Below are 20727 nucleotides of genomic sequence, written 5' to 3'. Positions count from 1 at the left end.
GCCGGAGCGTATCCCGCCCAGGGCTGTCGACCTACCGCCGGTGAGGGAGCTGTCCACAGCCCACACGCGCTACCGGCCAATCCCTCACCGGACGCGCAACCCGGCCGCTCACCCCGTTGAGACCAAGCCGACTACAGCGAATCGGCAACCTTTCCGAGCCCGAGACCCCTCAGCAGGGTCCCGAACTTGGCCGCCGTCTCCACGACCTCCGACTCCGGTCGCGAGTCCGGCATGATCCCGGCCCCCGCGTAGAGCAGCACCTCCCGGTCGAGGACCTGCGCGCAGCGGATCGCCACGTACCAGGCGCCGTCGCCGGAGGCGGCGGTCCAGCCGACGGCGCCGCTGTAGAAGCCGCGGTCGAACGGCTCCAGCTCGCCGATGGCCGCCCTGGCCGCGGCGGCGGGCGCGCCGCAGATGGCCGGGGTCGGGTGCAGGGCGCCCGCCAGGCGCAGCGCGGAGGCGTCGGGGTCGGCGAGCTCGCCGGTGATCCGGGTCGAGAGGTGCCAGACGGTCGGGGTGGCGACCAGGGACGGGACCGCGGGCACGACCAGGTCGCGGCAGAACGGCCGCAGCGCCGCCTCGACGGCCTCGACGACGACCCGGTGCTCGGCCTGGTCCTTGGCCGAGGCGACCAGGGCGGCGGCGCGGGCCCGGTCCTGCTCCGGGGTCGCCCCGCGCGGGACCGACCCGGCCAGCGGGTTCGACACCACGCGCGTGCCGGTCTTGGCGACCAGCAGCTCGGGGGTGGCCCCGACCAGCGTGCGCCCACCGGGCAGCGGCGCGGCGAAGACGTTGCCCGTGGGGTTGGCGGCGACCAGGCCGGGCAGCAGCGCCGCCAGGTCGACCGGGTCGGCGAAGCCCAGCCGCAGCGCGCGGGCGAGCACCACCTTGCGCAGCTCCCCCGGCGCGCGCAGCCGCGCCACGGCCGTGGCCACCGCGCGGGCGTAGGCGTCGGCGGCCGGGACCGGCTCGACCGAGACCGGGAGCACGCCGTCTCGAACAGGATCTCCCTCGATCGAGTGAGGTGAATCGCCCTGCCGGACGTGCTCCGGGACGACCAGGTGGGCCGGTCGGGCCGGGTCGAAGGGCAGCGCGCCGACCGCCAGCGGCGCCCCGGAGTCGGCCAGGGCCTTGGCGACACCGGTCGCCAGGTCGTCCGGATCGGCCTCGGCGACCACCTGGTGCTCACCCTCCGCGAGCAGCGTCGACCCGGGGGTGGCGAGCAGGAACGCGCCCCGGCGGTACTCGTGGACGAGCGCAGCACTCATCCTTCAATGATGCCCAGCGCCGCCGGACCGGACGGTGTCCGGTGGCCGTGGGTTAGCCCACGGAAAAGGGGCGGGGCGGGGTCGTGAGACNCCCCGCCCCGCCCCGGTGCGGTCCGGCTGTCAGCCGAGCGCATCGATCAGCGCGGAGCGCTGGCGGTCACCGAGACCCGCAGCGCGGCGGTCGGGGTCGATCCCAGCCTGCTCCAGCAGGTTGGCGACCTTCACCGCGCCCAGGCCGGGGACGGCCTTGAGCAGGGCCGCGACCTTCGTCTTGCCGATGGTCTTGTCCTCCTTGGCCTTGCCGAGCACCGACGCGATGGTCTGCTCGCCAGCCTTGATGGAGGCCAGCAGCTCCGAGCGCGCCTTGCGCGCCTCAGCGGCCTTGGCCAGCGCATCGGCGCGCTGCTCCGGGGTCAACGTGGGCAGAGCCAACGTGGTAGTCCTTTCCATCTTCACCCGCCGCGGCAGCGGCGGGCCCAGCGTTCTCGAGGGCATCGTGACTACCGACAGTCACCGGAGCGGAATCTGGCACCCACCCCGGACGCACCGCGCGACCCGGCCGCCCGACGCCTTTCACCAGTAAACGACACCTCGGGGGGCAACATACCCCCGACACGCGCAAAGCTCCTGCGGAGCCGGTCACGTCCAGCGGCGGCACGCTGCGTGACACCATGATCAAATCAAGGAAATCGGGCATTCCCCCGGTGTTGCGCACGCCACTTTCGGACTACTGTTCCCTACTGGAAGTAAGTTAGCCAGTCGGGGGCTGATGTCCGAGACGGCGGTCCAACCGGCCGCCAACCCCACAGGGAGCTTGATCACGATGTTGAGCACCATGCAGGACGGCAACCTGTCCATCGGCGCGCTGCTGCGGCACGGCGGCCGGGTGCACGGGTCGTCCGAGGTCGTCACCTGGACCGCCGACGGCCCCAGGAACACCACGTTCGCCGAGGTGGCCGAGGAGTCGGCGCGGCTGGCCAACGCGCTGCGCGGCCTGGGGGTCACCGGCGACCAGCGGGTGGCGACGTTCATGTGGAACAACGCCGAGCACCTCACCGCCTACCTGGCCGTCCCCGCCATGGGCGCGGTCCTGCACACGCTCAACCTGCGCCTGTTCCCGGACCAGCTCACCTACATCGCCAACCACGCCGAGGACCACGTGGTCATCGTGGACGCGACGGTGGCCCCGCTGCTGGCCAAGCAGCTCCCCACGCTGACCACGGTCAAGCACGTGATCGTCGCAGGAGGCCCGGCCGAGGCGCTGACCGCGCCCGAGGGCGTCCAGGTGCACTCCTGGTCGGCGCTGCTGGCCGAGCAGCCGGACACCTTCGACTGGCCCGACGTGGACGAGCGCAGCGCGGCGGCGATGTGCTACACCTCGGGCACCACCGGCAACCCCAAGGGCGTCGTCTACTCGCACCGCTCGATCTGGCTGCACTCGATGCAGGTCTGCATGTCCGACGGCATGGGCCTGTCCCCGGCCGACAAGTCGCTGGTGATCGTCCCGCAGTTCCACGCGATGAGCTGGGGGATGCCCTACGCGGCGTTCATGTCCGGCGCGTCGCTGGTCATGCCCGACCGGTTCCTGCAGCCGGAGCCGCTGGTGCGGATGATCAGCGAGCTCAAGCCGACGCACTCGGCCGCGGTCCCGACCATCTGGCAGGCCGTGCTCTCCCACCTCGACCAGCACCCGGCCGACCTGAGCTCGCTGCGCGAGGTCGTCGTGGGCGGGTCGAGCTGCCCGCCGTCGCTGATGCACGCCTTCGCCGAGAAGTACGGCATCCACATCGTCCACGCGTGGGGCATGACCGAGACCTCCCCGCTGGGCACCGTGTGCCGCCCGCCCGCCGGGCTCTCGGACGAGGAGACCTGGAAGTACCGCTACACCCAGGGCAGGCTTCCCGCGGGCGTCACCGCGCGCCTCATCGACGACGAGGGCAACGAGGTGCCGTGGGACGGCGAGAGCATCGGTGAGCTGGAGGTCCGGGGGCCGTGGGTCGCGGCGTCCTACTACCGGCTCGGTGAAGACAGCACAGCGGACGGCTCGGTCGACGATTCCGGGGCGGAGAAGTTCAACGACGGCTGGCTGCGCACCGGTGACGTGGGCGTCCTGACCGCCGACGGCTTCCTGACGCTGACCGACCGGTCCAAGGACATCATCAAGTCCGGCGGCGAGTGGATCTCCTCGGTGGACCTGGAGAACGCGGTGATGGGCCACCCGGCCGTCGCCGAGGCCGCGGTCATCGGCATCCCGGACCAGCGGTGGGACGAGCGCCCGCTGGTCGCGGTGGTGCTGCGCGAGGGTGGCGCGGTCGAGCCGGAGGAGCTGCGCGCCTTCCTGACCGACAAGGTCGCCAAGTGGCAGCTCCCGGAGAACTGGGCGTTCATCGCCGAGGTGCCCAAGACCAGCGTCGGCAAGTTCGACAAGAAGGTGCTGCGCGCCCAGCACGCCGACGGGCGGCTCGACGTCAAGCACCTGAGCTGACCTGCCCGGACGGGTCCCGGGGCGTCCGGGGCCCGTCCGGCGGTAAAGTGCGGTGAACGCAAGTCGCCGTGCTGGGAGGTGCCGACGCTGGCAGCCGAGTCCAAGGGCCGCGCGCGCAAGCTCAACGCCACCTCCTACGTCGTGCTGGGCATGCTGAGCGCGGGCCCGGCCACCAGCTACGACCTCAAGCAGCGGGTTGGGTTCACCATCGGCCACTTCTGGGCCTTCGCCCACTCCCAGCTCTACGACGAGCCCAGCAGGCTGGCCGAGGACGGCCTGGTCGTGGCCTCGGTGGAGGAGGGCGGCAGGCGCCGCCGCACGTACTCGATCACCGAGGCGGGCAGCGCGGCGCTGCGCGAGTGGCTGCGGGCGCCGACCCACGACGAGACCGAGGTGCGCGACCTCGGGCTGCTCAAGCTGTTCTTCGCCGCGCAGGGCGACCCCAGGACGCTGATCGGACTGGCCCGCGACCGGCACAGTTCGCACCAGGCCAGGGCGGACGCCTACGTCGCGCAGTACGGGCAGGTCTCCGGGGTCGCGACGCGCTGGCAGCTCAAGTCGCTGGAGCTGGGCATCCGCTTCGAGCGCTGCGTCGAGGAGTTCTGGGCGGACTTCCTCACCGAGCTGGAGGCCGAGCCGCCCGCGGGAGAGCCACCCCGCCCCGGGTGAGACCTGTTTACACATCCCCCGGTCAAGGCGAAAATCCTCGCCATGACCAGACCGACACGCCTGCTCAGCGCGGTTCTCGCAGTCCTCGCGGCGGCAACCGCCGCCCCGGTGCCCGCCGCGGCGGCGACCCCGCCGGTCAGCTTCCACCGGTGGTCGTCGCCGCGCGGGTTCGCCAGCGGCACCGCCGATGGCGTGAAGCACAGCCGCGCCGGCCTGCGCATCGGCACGCCCGCGGGCAGCGTCGAGCGCACCGAGCCGGAGCTGGGCACGACCCGCCGGTACGAGTTCGGCACCTGGACCTCGCCGGTGCACCGGCCCGGGTTCGACGCCACGCAGCTCGTGGCGTCGTGGAACGCGACCACCCCGGCGGGCACCTGGCTGCGGGTCGAGGTGCGCGGCTCGGGGCGGACCTGGTTCGCGCTGGGCGACTGGGCCGCGGGCGACCAGGACATCATCCGCAGCAGCGTGCCCGGCCAGTCCGACGCCACCGGCTCGGTCGACGTCGACACCTTCACCGCGGCGCCGGGCGTGCCGCTCGACGCCTACCAGCTCAGGGTGACCCTGTTCCGCGCCGAGGGCACGCGGACCACGCCCACGCTGAGCGCCGTCGGCGCGATGACCTCGGCGGTGCCGGACCGGTTCACCGTGCCCGCGAGCAGGCCCTCCGGGGTGGGCCGCGAGCTGCCGGTGCCGCGCTACTCCCAGAACGTGCACGTCGGCCAGTACCCGCAGTACGGCGGGGGCGGCGAGGCGTGGTGCAGCCCGACCTCCACGCAGATGGTCGTGGAGTACTGGGGCGAGCGCCCCTCCGCCGATGACCTGTCGTGGATCGACCCGTCGTTCGCCGACCCGAGCGTCGCCCACGCCGCCCGCGCCACCTACGACCACGACTACGACGGCACCGGCAACTGGCCGTTCAACACCGCCTACGCCGCGACCTACGGCCTCAAGGCCCACGTGACCCGGCTCAAGTCGTTGACCGAGCTGGAGTCCTACATCGCCCGCGGCATCCCGGTGATCACCTCGCAATCCTTCCTCGAGTCCGAACTGGACGGAGCGGGCTACGGCACCGCGGGCCACCTCATGACCGTCATCGGCTTCACCCCCGAGGGCGACGTGATCGCCAACGACCCGGCCTCGCCCACCAACGAGGCCGTGCGGCGCGTGTACCAGCGGGCCCAGTTCGAGACGATCTGGCTGCGCACCAAGCGCCACACCGCGTCCGGCGCGGTGGCCTCCGGCTCGGGCGGGATCGCCTACATCATCAGCCGGTGAGGCGGTCGCGCTCCCAGCGGCCCGGGAGCAGCGCCATCCCCTCCACCGGGTCGACCCAGACGTAGGTCCACACCAACTCCCCGCCGACGGCGACGCGGACCCTCCGGTACTCGACGCCCTCGTACTCGTCCAGGGCGGTCAGGTCGGTCCCCGGGCGCAGCGGGACGACCCACCCGTGGACCTCGCCTTCGTCGAGGGTCAGGGCGGGAAAGCCCTGACCGGTGTCGTAGAGGGCGCCGGGGAGGGCCGCGCGGCGGGGCTCGCCGTGGGCGTGCGGGGCCAGCAGCGGCCAGGCGGGTTCGCCGGGTTGCAGTGTGCCGTAGACGAAGAGGGCGGCGGGGAAGTCCATCGGGGACGGTGGGCCGGTGATCGGCTCCGCGGCCAGGCCGTCGGTGCGGGCGGGGTGGCCGATGAGTCCGATCGCCTCGGCTTGGGGGATCTCGGCGCAGCGGACCGGGTGGCCGTCGACGAGCAGGGGGCGGCGGATCTCGGCGGCGCCGACGTAAGCGAGGGGGTCGCGGATGGCGACGGGCGCGTCGACCAGCTCGACGGCCCCGGTGCGGACGCGGGCCAGGCCGTAGCGGCGGCCCCGGCCCTCGCAGGCGTCGAAGACGGAGACCTGGTCCGGGGTCAGCATCAGCACGGCGTGGTCCTCGACCCCGTCGACGGCCGCGAGCACGGCGGGCCGCTGGTCGTCGACCACGCGCCGCCCCCAGGCCCACACCGCGCCGAGGCCGGTGCAGCGGGCGCGCAGGACGACGACCGGGCCGCGCAGGCCGAGGGACTCGCGCAACCAGGTGATCTTCGACGGGCACGGGTTGGAGCCGTAGCCCAGCACCGGGACCCGCTCGGCCATCGGCGGACCACCGCGTCCGGCCAGCCAGTGGTCGAGGTCGTCGCCGCCCGCGCGCCACCCCGCGAGCGCCGCCGGGTCGGGGTCGACCCGCACGCCCCCGCCGTCGTGGTGGGCGAAGGAGTAGGGCGGCCGGGCGCCGGGGTAGGGGTTGGCGGGGAACTCGTGGTCGGCGAACACCGGCTACCGGGCGGCTTTGCGCTCGTCGTAGGCGGCCCTGGCCGCCAGCACGTCGGCGGTGGCGCCCTCGATGAGGTGGTAGAGCACGCGCACCTGCTCGGCCAGCGGGCGACCGAGTCCGGTGAGCGAGTAGTCGACGTGCGGCGGGATGACCGGGCGGACCTCGCGCAGCACCAGGCCATCGCGTTCGAGGGCCTGCAGGGTCTGGGCAAGCATCTTCTCGCTGACCCCGCCGACGGCCTGGCGGATCTCGCCGAAGCGCAGCGTGCCGTCGAGCAGGACACCCAGCACCAGCACGCCCCAGCGGGTGGAGATGTGGTCCATCACGCTGCGGCCCGGGCAGTCGCGGTCGAAGACGTTGAACGACACGGGCGTGGCTTCACTCACACTCACAGCGCGCTGACCTCAATTCTCACTCCGGGGTAAGTACCCAACGCACAGGTAGGTACTTACCCCGAGAGAGTAACACTCCTACGGTGAGCCGCACAGCGCTCAACCACAGGGAGAACCCATGAAGTACCTGGTCACCGGTGCCACCGGCCACCTCGGCGGTCGCGTCGTCAAGCACCTGCTGGACCGCGTACCCGCCGCCGACCTGATCGTCTCCGTGCGCGACCCCCAGCGCGCCGAGGACCTGGCCGCGCTCGGCGTCGAAGTCCGCCAAGGCGACTTCGGCACAGGCGTCGACTTCTCCGGCGCCGACGTGCTCCTCCTGATCTCGACCGACACCGGCGACCGCGTCACCGCCCACCGCAAGGCCATCGAGGCAGCCCGCACAGCAGGCGTCAGCCGGATCGCCTACACCAGCGTCACCGACGCCGACACCTCCCCGGCCGGCCTGGCCGCCGACCACAAGGCCACCGAGGAGGCCGTGCGCGCCACCGGCATCCCGTTCACCTTCCTGCGCAACGGGATGTACCACGAGAACTACCTCCCGACCTCCCCCACCACCGCCACCGGCGAGGGCCGCATCGCCTCAGCCAGCCGCGACGACCTGGCAGAGGCCGCAGCGATCGCCCTGACGGGCCAGGGCCACGAGAACAAGACCTACGAACTGACCGGCCCAACCGCATGGTCGTTCACCGAACTCAACAACCTCGTCGGCCAAACCCACCACCCCGTCACCGCAGCCGAGCGCAAGGCCGCCTTCGAGGGCTCCGGCCTCCCGCCCGAAGTGGCCACCCTGCTGGTCGACATCGAAGTCAACATCGCCGCGGGCACCTTCGACAAGGTCCACCGAGACCTGGAGGACCTGCTCGGCCGCACCCCCAAGACCATCGAGGAAGCCGTCAGGGAACTCTGACCCGCCCCGGCTGTCGCACGACTCAGCCGAACAAGATCGACAAGCCGCGGCGGTTCGCGGTGAGGTCGACCAAGGAGGCGGTGGACGCGGGCGACTCGGAATCGCGGTGGTGCGCGGCGCATATGCCGCGGACGCCGGTGCCGGTGCTGGGCAGGTAGGGAACACTATGAACGCATCTGTCCGGAACCCCTTCCACCAGCGCCCCCCGTGGTCCACGCTCGACGCATGAGCGAGGAGGACCCCTTGGCCAAGATCACCCTGACACCGCGCCGGTTCGGCGCCGTGCTCGCGGTGGCCGCCATGCTGCTGGGCCTGGTCCTGGCACTCATCCCGGTCCGCGTCGCCCCGGTCGACCCCGCCCTGGGCTCAGTGACCTGTGGAAACACCATCGGCGGTGTGGAGACGCCGTGGGTGTCGGAGGACCTGGGGCAGCCCAGTCGGGAGACCACCATCGCCTACATCGCCATGTGCGAGGAGGCCATCAGCGATCGCGGGACCACGGTCCTGCTGCTCGTCGTGCCCGGTCTGATCGGCGGTCTCGCGCTGTCGGTGGTGCGCTGGGGGCCGGCTAGGGGATCAGCTTCCCCGGGTTCAGCACCCCCGTCGGGTCCAACTCCCGCTTGACCGCCCGCAGGACGTCCGCGCCCAGGTCGCCGATCTCAGCGGGCAGGTAGGCGGCGTGGTCGGCGCCCACCGCGTGGTGGTGGGTGATGGTGCCCAGGCCCGCGATGGCGGTCGAGGCGGCGTGCTTGGCGCGCTGCCACTGGCCGACCGGGTCTTCGGGGTCGCGGGGGGCGATGACGGTGAAGTACAGGGACGCGCCGGTCTCGTAGGTGTGCGAGACGTGGCAGGCGACGACGGGCTTGCGGTCGCCGCTGGTCAGCGACGACGTCAGGGCGGTGGACACCGCGGTGCGCAGCTCGCCCAGCTTGGACCAGTGCGCCGCGGTCTCCAGCGTCTCGACCAGCACCCCGACGTCCATCAGGGCGTCGCGCTGGCGGGGACCGTTGAAGCGCCCGCGCCGCCAGGCCTCCCCGGCCGGGGCGCCGAGCCGCACCGCGCCACGCAACACCTTGAGCGTCGCCGCCCGCTTGGCCTTGAGCGCGGCGCTGCTCCGCGCTTCCCAGCCCAGGACCAGCAGGCAGGGGCGGCGCACGCCTCGGGCGCGCAGGTAGCTGCGCACGGCGGAGGTCTTCCAACTGCCGTTGAGGGTGAAGCCGACCTCGGTCTCGGTGGGGTCGGAGAGCCGGGTGACCGTCCCCCGCACGCCCTCCTGGGTCAGCGTCCGCACCGCCTCGGCGCCCGCCTCCCAGCCGTCGAGGACGAAGCCCTCGTACCGCGAGACCCTGGGCTTGGGCCGCACCCGCAGGGTCACCTCGGTGATCACGCCGAACAAGCCCTCGCTGCCCACGACCACCTGCCGCAGGTCCGGCCCGGCGGCGCTGGCCGGGGCGACGCCCAGGCGCCACTCGCCGCGCGGGGTCGCCACGCGCACGCCCTCCACCATGTCCTCGAACCGGCCGTAGCCCGCCGACGCCTGCCCGGAGGACCGGGTGGCGGCGAACCCGCCGAGGGTGGCCCGCTCGTAGGACTGCGGGAAGTGCCCCAGCGTCAGACCGCGCCTGGCCAGCAGCCGCTCCGCCTCGGGGGCGGTCACGCCCGCCTGGAACACCGCCAGCCGCGACACCTCGTCGACCCGCACCAGCCGGTCCAGCCGGGCGAGGTCGAGCGCGACGACGCAGCCGTGTTCCCCCTTGAGCGCGTTCACCCCGCCGACGACGGAGGTGCCGCCGCCGAAGGGGACGACGGCGACGCCGTGCCGCACGCAGACCTCGAGGACTTTCGCGACCTCGGCGGGGTCTCCTGGCACCACGACGGCGTCGGGCACCGCGGTGGCCCCGGCGCCGCGACGGCGCAGCAAGTCCAGATAGGACAGACCACCCGCACGGCCCGCGCGGTCCCCCGCCTCGACCAGCACGTGCTCGACCCCGACAATGGTCCCCAACGCGGCCCGCACCGAGGCGGGCAGGGCGGAGTCGGGCACCGGGGTCGCCGACGCGGGCGCCACCGGGGTGGCGGCCGGGACGAGCCCGGTCCGCGCGGCGAGCCAGCGGGCCGCGGTCGGGGGCAGGTCACCGGCGGCGGCCCCCTCGGCCGTCCACCCGCCGCGCACGGTCCGGTCGGTGTGGTCCATCTCAGCGCTCACGGATAGAGTGTGACATATGACGGTTAAACGTCACAGCAGTCAGCCCACCCGCGTCGAGGACGACGTCCTGCTCGACGCGGCTCGCGACTGCGTCCTGGCGAACGGGGTCCGGCGCACGACGCTGACCGACGTGGCCCGGCGCGCGGGGGTCAGCCGGATGACCCTCTACCGCCGCTTCCCGGACGTGCGCAGCCTGCTCGCCCAGCTCATGACCCGCGAGTTCGGCTCGGCGCTGACCCGCACCCACGCCGAGGTCGCCGACCGCCCCTCGGCCAGGGAACGCCTGGTCACCGCCGCTGTCGCCGGGGTGCGGGTGATCGCCAACGACCCGCTGATGCGCACCGTCCTCGCCCGCGACGGCGCGCTGGTCCTGCCCTACGTCGTCGAGCGCCTGGGCACCACGCAGCAGATCGCCGAGGAGTTCCTCGTCGCCCAGCTCGCCGCAGGCCACGCCGACGGCACCGTGCGCGCGGCCGTCCCCGCCGTCCAGGCCAGGGCGCTGCTGCTGGTCGTGCAGTCCTTCGTGCTGTCCCACGTCCCCGCGACGGCGGACGTCGACGCCGAGGACCTGCTCGAGGAGCTGTCGCACCTGCTGGAATCCAGCCTCCGACCCTGATTGGGGAACCCGCCTTGTCCCGCACCGCGCTCAACGCCGCCCGCCGCGCGACCGACCTGCGCGCCGCCGCCGAGGGGGTCGCGGACGTCCTGGTGGTCGGCGGCGGGGTGACGGGGACCGGGGTCGCGGTCGACGCGGCCGCCCGCGGCCTGTCGGTGGTGCTGCTCGAGGCCGCGGACCTGGCGCACGGCACGTCGCGGTGGTCGTCGAAGCTCGTCCACGGCGGCCTGCGCTACCTGGCCAAGGGCGATGTCGGCCTGGCCAGGGAGAGCGCGGTCGAGCGCGGCGTGCTGATGACCCGCACGGCCCCGCACCTGACCCGGGCCCTGCCGCAGCTCGTGCCGCTGCACCCGTCGGTGTCGGCGCGCGACGCCGCCCTCACCATGGGCGGCCTGGTCGCGGGCGACGGCCTGCGCCGCGTCGCGGGCACCCCGTCGAGCCTGCTCCCCCGCCCCCGCCGCGTCTCGGCCCAGGAGGCCTCCGCGCTGGTCCCCGGGCTGCGGGCGGCGGGTCTGCGCGGTGGCCTGCTGTCCTTCGACGGCCAGTTGGTCGACGACGCCCGCCTGGTGGTCGCGCTGGCCAGGACGGCGGCGGGCATGGGCGCGCGGGTCCTCACCCGGGCCCGTGTGCGAACCCTGACCGGCTCCGGCGCGGACGCGGTCGACACGCTGACGGGCGAGGCGTTCTCGGTGCGCGCCCGCTCGGTCGTCAACGCCACCGGGGTCTGGGCCGACACCCTCGTCGACTCGGTGCGGCTGCGCCCGTCCCGGGGCACCCACCTGGTCCTGGACACCCGCCGCCTCGGCGTCACCGGGACCGCGCTGACGGTCCCGATCGCCCTCGGCCGCTACGCGCTCGTCCTGCCCCAGGCGGACGGCCGCGCCTACGCGGGCCTGACCGACGAGCCGCTCGACGGCCCGGTCCCCGACGTCCCCCCGGTCCCGGAGTCCGATGTGGACTTGCTGCTCTCGGCCATCGCCCGCGCCTTCGAGCAACCACCGACCCGCTCGGACGTGATCGGCTCCTTCGCGGGCCTGCGCCCCCTGCTGGACGCCACCGGCCGCAGCGCCGACCTGTCCCGCCACCACGCCGTCCTCCTCTCCCGCGACGGTGTGGTGACCGTGGTGGGCGGCAAGTTGACCACCTACCGCCGCATGGCCGAGGACGCCGTGGACACCGCCGTCGAGCGCGCGGCCCTGGCCGCCGGACCGTCCACGACCGCTCGCCTGCCCCTCGTCGGCGCCGCTGCCCGCCCCGCCCTGGACCGCACCGACGCCCCCCGCGACCTGGTCTCCCGCTACGGCACCGACGCCACCAAGATCCACGCCATGGCGGAGTTCGACCCCGAACTGGCCGTCGAGGTGCACCCGGGCACCACCGCGGCGGAGGTCGTCTGGCACGTGCGCAACGAACTGGCGCTGTCGGCGGCGGACGTGCTGGACCGCCGCACCCGCATCGGCCTGGTCCCGGCGGACGCCGCGGCCGCCGCGCCCAAGGTCCGCGACCTCGTCGACCGCGCGCTCGCGGGCTTCGACTCCGTCGCGGGCGCCTGACCCCGAACGGCGGCGGGGCCGCCTCNGCCGCCGCGCGTCGTCCGATCAGACCTGACTGGTGCCCGAGGTCGCGGACATGGTCTGCAACAGGGCCATGATCGAGCCCCACTCGCGCAGGATGCCGCTGATGCCCGCCAGCATGTTGTCGACCGGCTCCCAGATGTTGTCGTAGCCGGGGATGTGGTCCTGCTGGAACTGGGTGTCGGTGATCTGCAGCAGGCCCTTGGGCGGGTTGCCCTCGCCCGCCGACGGCGCGCTCATGTCGATCGCGTGCGGGTTGCCGCCCGAGGTGCGGTCGACGACCTGGGCGATCTGGCCCGCGTCGATCTTGGACGGGTCGACGCCGTGGTTGACCAGGACCTCGACCGCCGCGCCGATCCAGCGGGCCCGGTCGACCATGGACGCGGGGGCGCCGGGGGTCGGGGGCGGGCCGGAGGGACCGTAGTCGGGCGGGGTGACCTGGCTGACCGGGTTCGGGACGGGCGCCGACGAGCCGGGGGGCACGTACGAGCCGCCGCCGGTGGGCGGCCGGTAGCCGCCGTAGCCCGGCTGCTGGTACCCGCCGTAGCTCGCGGAGTTGGCGCCGTTGCCGCTGTGGTTCTGGTAGCCGCCGTACGCGGGCTGCTGGTAACCGCCGTAGCTCGCCGTGTTGGTGCCGTTGCCGCTGTGGTTCTGGTAGCCGCCGTACGCGGGCTGCTGAGTGCCGCCGTAGCTGGCGTTGTTCTGCGAGTTCTGCGAGTACTGGGCGTTCGCGGCGGTGTCCAGTGTCCCGGTGTTGATCTGCGGGGCCTGCTGGGTCACGGCCGCGGGGGAGCCCGCGGCCTTGCCGCCGATGGTCGCCAGGAGCTGCTTGACCGACTTGGCGAGCTGGACGATCTTCTGCACCGCCTGGATGATCTTCTGCAGCGAGGAGACGAACTTCTGCACCTTCTGCGCGATCTTCGAGGCGGTCTGCACGGCCTCGGCGACCGAGCGCGCGATGCCCTCGGCGATCGAGGCGCCGAAGGACAGCCAGGACTTCGCCAGCGCCTCAATGATGATCTGGATGACCTTGCGGACGCACTTGTTGATGAAGTCCAGCACGGCGTCGCGGACCTCGGCCAGCAACTGCCCCGCCTGCTTGACGGTCTCACCGATGGCCTTGCTGACCTGCGCCAGCGCGTCCAGGCCGGTGGCCTGGGTGTTGGCGGCCCGGCGGTAGGCGTCCGCGGCGACACCGGTCCACTGCCCGGTCTCCTTCTTCGAGGCCTGGCGGAGCTGCTCGGCGAGCTGGCCGAGCTGCCCGCCCGTCCTGCCCCACCCGTTGGAGCTGCCCATGATCGAGTTCGCGTCGCCGAAGAGGGCCTCGAACGGCTTGCGCAGGAACGAGATGTGGCTGATGATCCAGCCGAACCCGGCCGAGCCCGCGGCCTGCAGCGGGTCGCCCGCGATGCCGATGATGTCCATCGCCACGTTGGTGGCGCCGAGCCCGGCCTCGAGCCAGTCGCCGCGCTCGATCGAGGCCTTGACCCCATCGATGTCGGCGGCGATGTTCTGCGCGCCCTGCTCGGCGGTGCGGTTGCCGGACGCCGTGGTCGTGGTGGTGGTCGTCATCGCCGCCTCACAGCTTCCCGGCGAACGTGTTCGCGTTCGCCGCATCGATGTCCGAGTACTGCTTGGCGACGGCCTCGATGCCCTTGCGCACGTCGTCCACCGAGGTGGCGACCTTGACGATGCCCTGTGCGACGTCGCCGCAGGCGCCCATGATCGCCTGGGCGAAGAACTGCCCGATCATCCCGTAGGCGTCGCCGGAGACGGCCTGCGCCGACCCGGTCGCGGCGTTGACCTGGTTCGAGATGGTGGCCACGGTCTTGGCGTGGCCGACCAGCTCTTGGACGTTGACGTTGAAACTCTGCCCCATGGATCCGGCCCCGTTCTGCGTTCTAGTTGACGACCTCGGGCGGGTTGTCGAAGTACTCGTCGTCCGAGCGCGCGACCTTCTTGCGCGCCGGGGCGCCGCCGTTCTCCTCGTCTCCCGCGTAGCCCTCCTGCATGCCCGCCTTCACCACGTCGAGCGCCTCGCCGTCACCGACCAGGTCCTGCATCGCGGCCACCACCTGGGCACTGGCGTCGCGCTGGGCCTGGCGGGTGACCTCGAGTATCTGCCTGGCCAACTGGTCGGGCTCGACCTCGCGCACACCCTGGCGCAGGACCAGACCGGTGGTCACCCCGTTGGCGCTGACCCGCACGGAGATCTCCCCGTCCGACGAGGTGGCGGTGCCCGTCACCTCGCGCAGCGCCTTCTCCGTCTTGGCGGCCTTGGCGGCCACCTGCTGCAGCTCCTCGTCATAGGAGGCGAGCCACTGTTCGGGGTTCATCCTGGCCTCTCTCATGGTCCTGCCCGGAGCATCCGCCTGCTTTGACGGAGCATCCCCTGATCGGTTCCGGCTCGGGTGTGAAACACCCAACTCGTTTGCGGTCGCACCGGCCACCCACTGCCCCCGCGCGCCCGCACCCGGGATACTGGACCATGACGGGACCGGGCGGGAAGGGGGCGCAGTGCCTGCTGTCGGCATGACCGCCGGTTCCGGCCTGGTCTGCTCGGGCGTGGCCAAGCGCTTCGGCGGCCTGGCCGCCCTCGACGGCCTGGACCTGCGGGTCGGCCCCGGCGAGCTGGTCGGCTTCGTCGGCGGCAACGGCGCGGGCAAGACCACCGCCATGCGGGTGGTGCTCGGCGTGCTCGCCCCCGACGCGGGCACCGTGGCCTGGGACGGCGCCCCGGTCGACCCGGCCACCCGGGCCCGCTTCGGCTACCTGCCCGAAGAACGCGGCCTCTACCCGCGGATGTCCGTCCTGGACCAGCTCGTCTACCTGGCCGAGCTGCACGGGCTGGCGGTCAACGCGGCCCACCGCGCCGCCGAGTCGTGGATCGCCCGCCTCGGCCTGCGCGCCGCCCGCGACACCGAGGTCCAGCGGCTGTCGCTGGGCAACCAGCAGCGGGTGCAGCTCGCCGCGGCGCTGGTGCACGACCCGGTCCTGCTCGTGCTCGACGAGCCGTTCTCCGGCCTGGACCCGGCCGCGGTGGACACCCTGGCCGAGGTGCTGCGGGAGCGGGCGCGGGACGGGGTGGCGGTGCTGTTCTCCAGCCACCAGCTCGACCTGGTCGAGCGGCTGTGCGACCGGGTGGTGATCGTGCGCGCGGGCCGGGTCGTGTCGGCGGGCACGGTGTCCGGGCTGCGCGCGGACGGCGGGGTGCGGCTGGTCGTGGAGGCCCCGGGCGCCGGTCCCGGCTGGGCGGACGGGATCGCGGGCACGCGCGTGGTCGAGGTGGACGGCCCGCGCACGGTGCTGGCGCTGGCCGACGGGGTCGACGAGCAGCCGGTGCTGGCCGCGGCGCTGGCGACCGGGCCGGTGCGGGAGTTCCGGGTGCTGCGGCCGTCGCTGGTCGAACTGTTCCGGGAGACCGTGGGGACCGGCAGGTGAGGGCGCGCGCGGTCTGGGTCGTGGCGCGGCGGGAGGTGCGGACCCGGCTGCGGGCGCGGTCGTTCGTGGTCGGCACCTCGGTGTCGGTGCTCGTGCTGGTGGCGTTCGTGCTGCTGCAGACCGCCCTGTTCACCGGCGACCGCGACACCAGGGTCGGCCTGTCCGGGCAGGCCAACGCCATCGCCGAACCCCTGGTCCGCGAGGCCGCCTCCCGAGGCCTCACCATCACCACCATCACCGTCCGCGACCGGGCAGACGGCGCCGCCCACGTCGCGGACGGCGACCTGGACGCCCTGGTCACCGGCGCCCCCAGCGCCCTGAGCCTGCTGGTCGCCGACTCCGTCGACCAGGACCTGCGCGGCTCCCTGACCACCATCGCCCAGCGCGAGGTCCTGCGCGGCCTGCTCGCCACCGTCGACACCGAGACCACCCCGGACGAGGTCCTGGCGCTGATCAGCGACACCACGGTCGACGTCCACGCCCTCGCCACCCCGGACACCCAGCGCACCCAGCGCCTGGCGGTGGCCCTGGTCGTCGTCGTGCTGCTCTACATGTCACTGCTCCTGCACGGCACGATGGTCGCCCAGGGCGTCGTGGAGGAGAAGTCCACCCGGGTGGTGGAACTCCTGCTCGCCACCATCCGCCCCTGGCAACTCCTGCTGGGCAAGATCCTGGGCCTGGGCCTGGTCGGCCTCGCCCAACTGGCCGTCCTCGGCGCCTCCGGCATCGTCCTGGCCACCGCGACGGGCGTGCTGTCGATCCCGTGGACGGCCGCCGGAACCCTGCTGTGGGGCCTGTTCTGGTACGTCCTCGGCTACCTGTTCTACGCCGCCGTCTTCGCCGCGGCCGGTTCGCTGGTGTCCCGGCAGGAGGAGTCGCAGGCGGTGCTGCTGCCGGTGACCTCGGTGCTGGTGCTGGCGTTCGTGCTCGGCTTCGGGCTGTTGACCCGGGCGCCCACCGGAGCCGCGGCCGGGGTCCTGTCGGTGCTGCCGCCGTTCGCGCCGATCCTCATGCCGGGGCGGTTGGCGTTGGGGGTGGTGCCGGTTTGGCAGGTGGGGGTGGCGGTGGTGTTGATGCTGGCCGCTGTGGCTGGGTTGGCTTGGGCGGGGGGCCGGATCTACACCGGGGCGATCTTGAGCACTGGGGGCCGGGTGAAGCTGCGGGCCGCGCTCAGGGTTGGTTGAGCGGGGTCGGCACGCCGTTCGGGTGGCGGGGTGGGTGCGGCTCAAGCCTTGATCTGGCCGTAGCGGTTCAGGGCCACCTGGCGCTCGTGGGCGTGGTCGACGATGGGGGCGGGGTAGCCCTTCGGGGGGTTGTCCTGGGGTTGGTGGACCTTCTTCCCTTGCACACCAGCGAGTTCCGGCACGTACCTGCGGACGTAGGTCCCCTCCGGGTCGAACTTCTCCCCCTGCGTGACCGGGTTGAAGACGCGGAAGTACGGGGCCGCGTCCGTGCCCGAGCCCGCCGTCCACTGCCAGCCGTGCTGGTTGGAGGCCAGGTCGCCGTCCACCAGGTGGGTCATGAAGTGGCGGGCGCCGAGCCACCAGGGGAGGTGGAGGTCCTTGGCCAGGAAGGAGGCGACGATCATGCGGACGCGGTTGTGCATCCAGCCCTCGGCCAGGAGTTGGCGCATGCCCGCGTCGACGATGGGGAAGCCGGTTTCGCCCCTGCACCAGGCGTCGAAGCGGTCGTCGGCGTCGGGGCCGGTGTCGTACTGGATCTGGTCGAAGCGGGGGTTGTGGTTGTGCCTGGCGGTCTCCGGGCGGTGCCACAGGACGTCCGCGTAGAAGTCGCGCCAGGCGAGTTCGGTCCGGTAGGTGTCCGGACCCTCGCCGCTGTGCTCGGCCAGGTCGGCCAGGAGGGTGCGCGGGTGCACGCAGCCCCAGCGCAGGTAGGCCGACATCCGGCTCGTGCCGTCGAGGCCGGGCTTGTCGCGGTCTCGCTTGTAGCTGTGCAGCGGGCCCTCGAGGAAGGACTCCCAGTGCTCCAGCGCGGCCTGCTCCCCCGCCTCCGGCAGCGACGCGCCGCACGCCGGGTCATCCGGGATCTGGACTCGTTCTGGGCCACCGGTCCCCGCCGATGGGTCTACCCACTCCACTGTGGACGCCGAGGTGTCGGCGGGCTTGCGCCAGCCGTGCCGGGCCCACACGCGGCTGAACGGGGTGAAGACCTTGAACGGCTCGCCGTCGTCTTTCGTCACCCGGCCGGGGGTCACCGCATAGGGCGACCCCGAACGGACGAACTCCACGTCCCCCAACGCTTCCGCGACGCGCTCGTCCCGGCCGCGCCCATAGGGTCCGCAGTCGGTCGACACGTGCACCGATCCGGCGCCGAAGGCCGCCGCCACCCGGGGGACGACCTCCTCCGGATTGCCGCGCACGACGTGGAGCCTGCCCCCGAGCTGGGAGTCCAGGGCTCGCAGGCACCGGTACATGAACGTCAGCCGAGCCGCGCCCGATGGCTCGCGCAGCGCGTCGTCGAGGACGAACAGCGCCACCGCGCGCGGGTTCCGGTCGGCGGCGGTCAGCAGCGCGGGGTGGTCGCCGAGGCGCAGGTCGCGCCGAAACCAGACAACGGAGGGGGATTCAGCCACGACGGGGAACGCTACCCACCGCAACACTGCCACGCATGACAAGAGGGCCGCCCCCAGCGGGGACGGCCCTCTCACCGGTATTGCGGGCTCAGCGCTCCGAGAGCGGCTTGAACTCGCGCTCGGTCTGGCCGGTGTAGACCTGGCGCGGGCGGCCGATCTTGGTCGCCGGGTCGTTGATCATCTCGCGCCAGTGCGCGATCCAGCCGGGCAGGCGGCCCAGCGCGAACAGCACGGTGAAGAACTTCGTCGGGAAGCCCATGGCCCGGTAGATCAGGCCGGTGTAGAAGTCGACGTTCGGGTAGAGCTTGCGGCTGACGAAGTAGTCGTCGGCCAGCGCGTGCTCCTCGAGCTGCTTGGCGATGTCGAGCAGCGAGTCGTCGACGCCGAGCTTGGCCAGGATCTCGTCGGCGGTCTTCTTCACGATGGCGGCGCGCGGGTCGTAGTTCTTGTAGACCCGGTGGCCGAAGCCCATCAGCTTGACGCCGTCCTCCTTGTCCTTCACCTTCTTCACGAAGGCGCCCACGTCGCCGCCCGCGTCCCGGATGCCCTCGAGCATGTCCAGGACGGCGGAGTTCGCGCCGCCGTGCAGCGGGCCGAACAGGGCGTTGATGCCCGCGGAGATGGAGGCGAACAGGTTGGCCTCGGACGAGCCGACCAGGCGCACCGTCGAGGTGGAGCAGTTCTGCTCGTGGTCGGCGTGCAGGATGAAGAGCTGGTCGAGCGCGCGGACCAGCGTCGGGTCGATCTCGTAGTTCTCCGCGGGGAAGCCGAAGGTCATCCGCAGGAAGTTCTCCACCAGGCCCAGCGAGTTGTCCGGGTAGAGGAACGGCTGGCCGACCGACTTCTTGTACGCGTACGCCGCGATGGTCGGCAGCTTGGCGAGCAGTCGGATCGTGGAGATCTCGACCTGCTCCTCGTTGAACGGCTTCAGGCTGTCCTGGTAGAAAGTGGACAGCGCGGAAACGGCCGAGGACAGGACCGGCATCGGGTGCGCGTCGCGCGGGAAGCCGTCGAAGAACCGCTTGAGGTCCTCGTGCAGCAGGGTGTGCCTGCTGATCTTGTGGGTGAACTCGTCGAGCTCGGTCTGGCTCGGCAGCTCGCCGTAGATCAGCAGGTAGCTGGTCTCCAGGAAGGTCGACTTCTCGGCCAGCTGCTCGATCGGGTACCCGCGGTAGCGCAGGATTCCGGCGTCGCCGTCGATGTAGGTGATCGCCGAGGAGCACGACGCGGTGTTGACGAAACCGCTGTCGAGGGTCACCAGGCTCGTCTTGGCCAGCAGCTTGCCCAGGTCGATGCCTGAGGTGCCTTCCGTGGCGGGGACGATCGCCATCTCGTGCTCGCCGCCGGGGTAGCGGAGGGCGGCCGTCGTGTCGGTGCCGGTGGGCACAGCGGTCCCGTCGGGCATGGGCAAGTACCTCTCACACTCGGTCAGGGCGGTGTGATGTCGGCTGGACCGGTACGGCCCTGCCTCGGGTGCGCTCACGGCTCGATGTCGCCGCAGCGCAGCACCGCCCCGTTGGGGTCCTGAGCTCCCTACGCTAGTGCTCGCGGCGCGTTACGGACAGCCGTACGCCCGGCGTTCGGGAGCCTTGGGACACGCATCACAAGCTCAGCGGCCCGTCCCGGGCTCCAGTCCACCCAGGAGCAGGTCAGCGAGACCGGCGAACGCCTCGGAGTCGGACACTCCTGCCCGCTCTGCGAGCACACCGGTCTGGATGCCCTCGATCAGCCACCCGGCCATCTCGCCGACGAGCCGCGCGTGCACGTCGCGGAACACCCCCTCAGCGACCCCCTCGGTGATGAACGCGCGGATGCGCGCGGCGGCGGCCGACGCGTTGCGCTCGTAGATCGCGGCGGTCGGCGGGAAGTCGGCGACGTCGGCGACGAACCGGGGCGAGGCCACGCCGAGCTCCTCGGCCGCGCCCGCGAGGTACTCGGCGACCCGGCCGCGCGCGTCGGCCGCCCTGGCGACCCGGTCCTCCACCCGTTCGGTGGCCACCCGGAAGAACTGGCCGACGACCTTGACCGCGAGCTGCTCCTTGCTCGGGGCCAGCGCGTAGAGCGTGGACTTGGAGCAGCGCAGCCGGGCGGCGAAGTCGTCGAGGGTGGCCTCGGCGAACCCCTCGGCGAGGAACAGCCGCAGCAGCTCGTCCAGCAGCGCCGCCTGCCGGGCGGTCGGCGCGCGCCTGGTCGTACGGGTCATCGGCCCAGGCTATCGACAGGCCGGGAACGCGAACGGTACTCTGGATAGAACCGCAGTACTA

The 20727-nt window shown here is 72.6% G+C and carries 20 protein-coding genes; 9 read left to right on the top strand and 11 right to left on the bottom strand.

What is annotated here, in order from left to right:
• Window positions 1–131 precede the first annotated feature (131 nt).
• Together GCL84_RS23045 and mihF are read right to left on the bottom strand one after the other, a co-directional pair.
• On the bottom strand, window positions 132–1268 hold the full coding sequence (locus GCL84_RS23045) for an isochorismate synthase (protein WP_156757608.1): 1137 nt from the start codon (window positions 1266–1268) through the stop codon (window positions 132–134).
• Between the two features lie 120 nt (window positions 1269–1388).
• Window positions 1389–1700, bottom strand: a complete 312-nt coding sequence (gene mihF / locus GCL84_RS23040; protein WP_197523455.1) for an integration host factor, actinobacterial type — start codon at window positions 1698–1700, stop codon at window positions 1389–1391.
• Between the two features lie 391 nt (window positions 1701–2091).
• Between mihF and GCL84_RS23035 the strand changes: the two genes are divergently transcribed.
• The 3 genes from GCL84_RS23035 (at window position 2092) to GCL84_RS23025 (ending at window position 5697) form a co-directional block, all read left to right on the top strand.
• The gene (locus tag GCL84_RS23035) at window positions 2092–3753 is read left to right on the top strand and encodes a long-chain fatty acid--CoA ligase (RefSeq protein WP_156757606.1); all 1662 of its coding nucleotides are present in this window, start codon (window positions 2092–2094) and stop codon (window positions 3751–3753) included.
• 78 nt (window positions 3754–3831) lie between these two features.
• The gene (locus GCL84_RS23030; protein ID WP_156757605.1) at window positions 3832–4422 is read left to right on the top strand and encodes a PadR family transcriptional regulator; all 591 of its coding nucleotides are present in this window, start codon (window positions 3832–3834) and stop codon (window positions 4420–4422) included.
• A gap of 42 nt (window positions 4423–4464) precedes the next feature.
• A complete protein-coding gene (locus GCL84_RS23025) occupies window positions 4465–5697 on the top strand; it encodes a C39 family peptidase (protein ID WP_156757604.1) in 1233 nt (410 codons plus the stop codon).
• Here GCL84_RS23025 and GCL84_RS23020 read toward each other — a convergent pair.
• Both GCL84_RS23020 and GCL84_RS23015 read right to left on the bottom strand, forming a co-directional pair.
• Entirely contained in the window at window positions 5687–6730 is a 1044-nt protein-coding gene (locus GCL84_RS23020; protein WP_156757603.1) for a gamma-glutamylcyclotransferase, read from the bottom strand. The genes GCL84_RS23025 and GCL84_RS23020 overlap by 11 nt on opposite strands.
• Window positions 6731–6733: 3 nt before the next feature.
• A complete protein-coding gene (locus GCL84_RS23015; protein WP_407924423.1) occupies window positions 6734–7123 on the bottom strand; it encodes a winged helix-turn-helix transcriptional regulator in 390 nt (129 codons plus the stop codon).
• Window positions 7124–7241: 118 nt separating this feature from the next.
• Here GCL84_RS23015 and GCL84_RS23010 point away from each other — a divergent pair, with 118 nt between their 5' ends.
• Window positions 7242–8033 carry an SDR family oxidoreductase gene (locus GCL84_RS23010; protein ID WP_156757602.1) on the top strand — a complete coding sequence of 264 codons (792 nt, stop codon included), beginning with the start codon at window positions 7242–7244 and terminating at the stop codon, window positions 8031–8033.
• 225 nt (window positions 8034–8258) lie between these two features.
• Window positions 8259–8657 carry a hypothetical protein gene (locus GCL84_RS23005; protein ID WP_156757601.1) on the top strand — a complete coding sequence of 133 codons (399 nt, stop codon included), beginning with the start codon at window positions 8259–8261 and terminating at the stop codon, window positions 8655–8657.
• Here the strand turns inward: GCL84_RS23005 and GCL84_RS23000 are convergent.
• Window positions 8602–10227: an FAD-binding oxidoreductase gene (locus GCL84_RS23000; RefSeq protein ID WP_156757669.1), complete on the bottom strand. Its 1626-nt coding sequence runs from the start codon at window positions 10225–10227 to the stop codon at window positions 8602–8604. The genes GCL84_RS23005 and GCL84_RS23000 overlap by 56 nt on opposite strands.
• A 28-nt stretch (window positions 10228–10255) precedes the next feature.
• Between GCL84_RS23000 and GCL84_RS22995 the strand changes: the two genes are divergently transcribed.
• Together GCL84_RS22995 and GCL84_RS22990 are read left to right on the top strand one after the other, a co-directional pair.
• The gene (locus GCL84_RS22995; RefSeq protein WP_156757600.1) at window positions 10256–10855 is read left to right on the top strand and encodes a TetR/AcrR family transcriptional regulator; all 600 of its coding nucleotides are present in this window, start codon (window positions 10256–10258) and stop codon (window positions 10853–10855) included.
• 14 nt (window positions 10856–10869) lie between these two features.
• Complete coding sequence (locus GCL84_RS22990; protein ID WP_156757599.1) at window positions 10870–12408, top strand: glycerol-3-phosphate dehydrogenase/oxidase; 1539 nt, start codon at window positions 10870–10872, stop codon at window positions 12406–12408.
• Window positions 12409–12453: 45 nt separating this feature from the next.
• On the opposite strand, the gene GCL84_RS22985 is transcribed toward GCL84_RS22990, so the two are convergent.
• The 3 genes from GCL84_RS22985 to GCL84_RS22975 are packed head-to-tail and all read right to left on the bottom strand — an operon-like array spanning window position 12454 to window position 14765.
• The gene (locus tag GCL84_RS22985) at window positions 12454–14001 is read right to left on the bottom strand and encodes an EspA/EspE family type VII secretion system effector (protein WP_156757598.1); all 1548 of its coding nucleotides are present in this window, start codon (window positions 13999–14001) and stop codon (window positions 12454–12456) included.
• A gap of 7 nt (window positions 14002–14008) precedes the next feature.
• On the bottom strand, window positions 14009–14308 hold the full coding sequence (locus GCL84_RS22980; RefSeq protein WP_156757597.1) for a type VII secretion target: 300 nt from the start codon (window positions 14306–14308) through the stop codon (window positions 14009–14011).
• A gap of 22 nt (window positions 14309–14330) precedes the next feature.
• On the bottom strand, window positions 14331–14765 hold the full coding sequence (locus tag GCL84_RS22975; RefSeq protein WP_156757596.1) for a YbaB/EbfC family nucleoid-associated protein: 435 nt from the start codon (window positions 14763–14765) through the stop codon (window positions 14331–14333).
• Between the two features lie 196 nt (window positions 14766–14961).
• Here GCL84_RS22975 and GCL84_RS22970 point away from each other — a divergent pair, with 196 nt between their 5' ends.
• Both GCL84_RS22970 and GCL84_RS22965 read left to right on the top strand, forming a co-directional pair.
• Window positions 14962–15870 carry an ABC transporter ATP-binding protein gene (locus GCL84_RS22970; protein ID WP_156757668.1) on the top strand — a complete coding sequence of 303 codons (909 nt, stop codon included), beginning with the start codon at window positions 14962–14964 and terminating at the stop codon, window positions 15868–15870.
• Window positions 15867–17054: an ABC transporter permease gene (locus tag GCL84_RS22965; protein WP_156757595.1), complete on the top strand. Its 1188-nt coding sequence runs from the start codon at window positions 15867–15869 to the stop codon at window positions 17052–17054. Before GCL84_RS22970 ends, GCL84_RS22965 begins: the two co-directional genes overlap by 4 nt.
• A gap of 41 nt (window positions 17055–17095) precedes the next feature.
• Here the strand turns inward: GCL84_RS22965 and GCL84_RS22960 are convergent, their stop codons facing one another.
• From GCL84_RS22960 to GCL84_RS22950, 3 genes are all read right to left on the bottom strand, one after another.
• Complete coding sequence (locus GCL84_RS22960; RefSeq protein ID WP_156757594.1) at window positions 17096–18463, bottom strand: cryptochrome/photolyase family protein; 1368 nt, start codon at window positions 18461–18463, stop codon at window positions 17096–17098.
• 88 nt (window positions 18464–18551) lie between these two features.
• Window positions 18552–19868: a citrate synthase gene (locus tag GCL84_RS22955; RefSeq protein ID WP_156757593.1), complete on the bottom strand. Its 1317-nt coding sequence runs from the start codon at window positions 19866–19868 to the stop codon at window positions 18552–18554.
• Between the two features lie 204 nt (window positions 19869–20072).
• Window positions 20073–20666, bottom strand: coding sequence for a TetR/AcrR family transcriptional regulator (locus GCL84_RS22950; protein WP_156757592.1), 594 nt, complete (start codon window positions 20664–20666; stop codon window positions 20073–20075).
• Window positions 20667–20727: the final 61 nt, after the last annotated feature.

It is taken from the genome of Actinokineospora pegani (genome assembly GCF_009745975.1).
In the GTDB taxonomy this organism is placed as follows: Bacteria; Actinomycetota; Actinomycetes; order Mycobacteriales; family Pseudonocardiaceae; genus Actinokineospora; species Actinokineospora pegani.
This window is presented reverse-complemented; position numbering and strand designations above follow the sequence as displayed.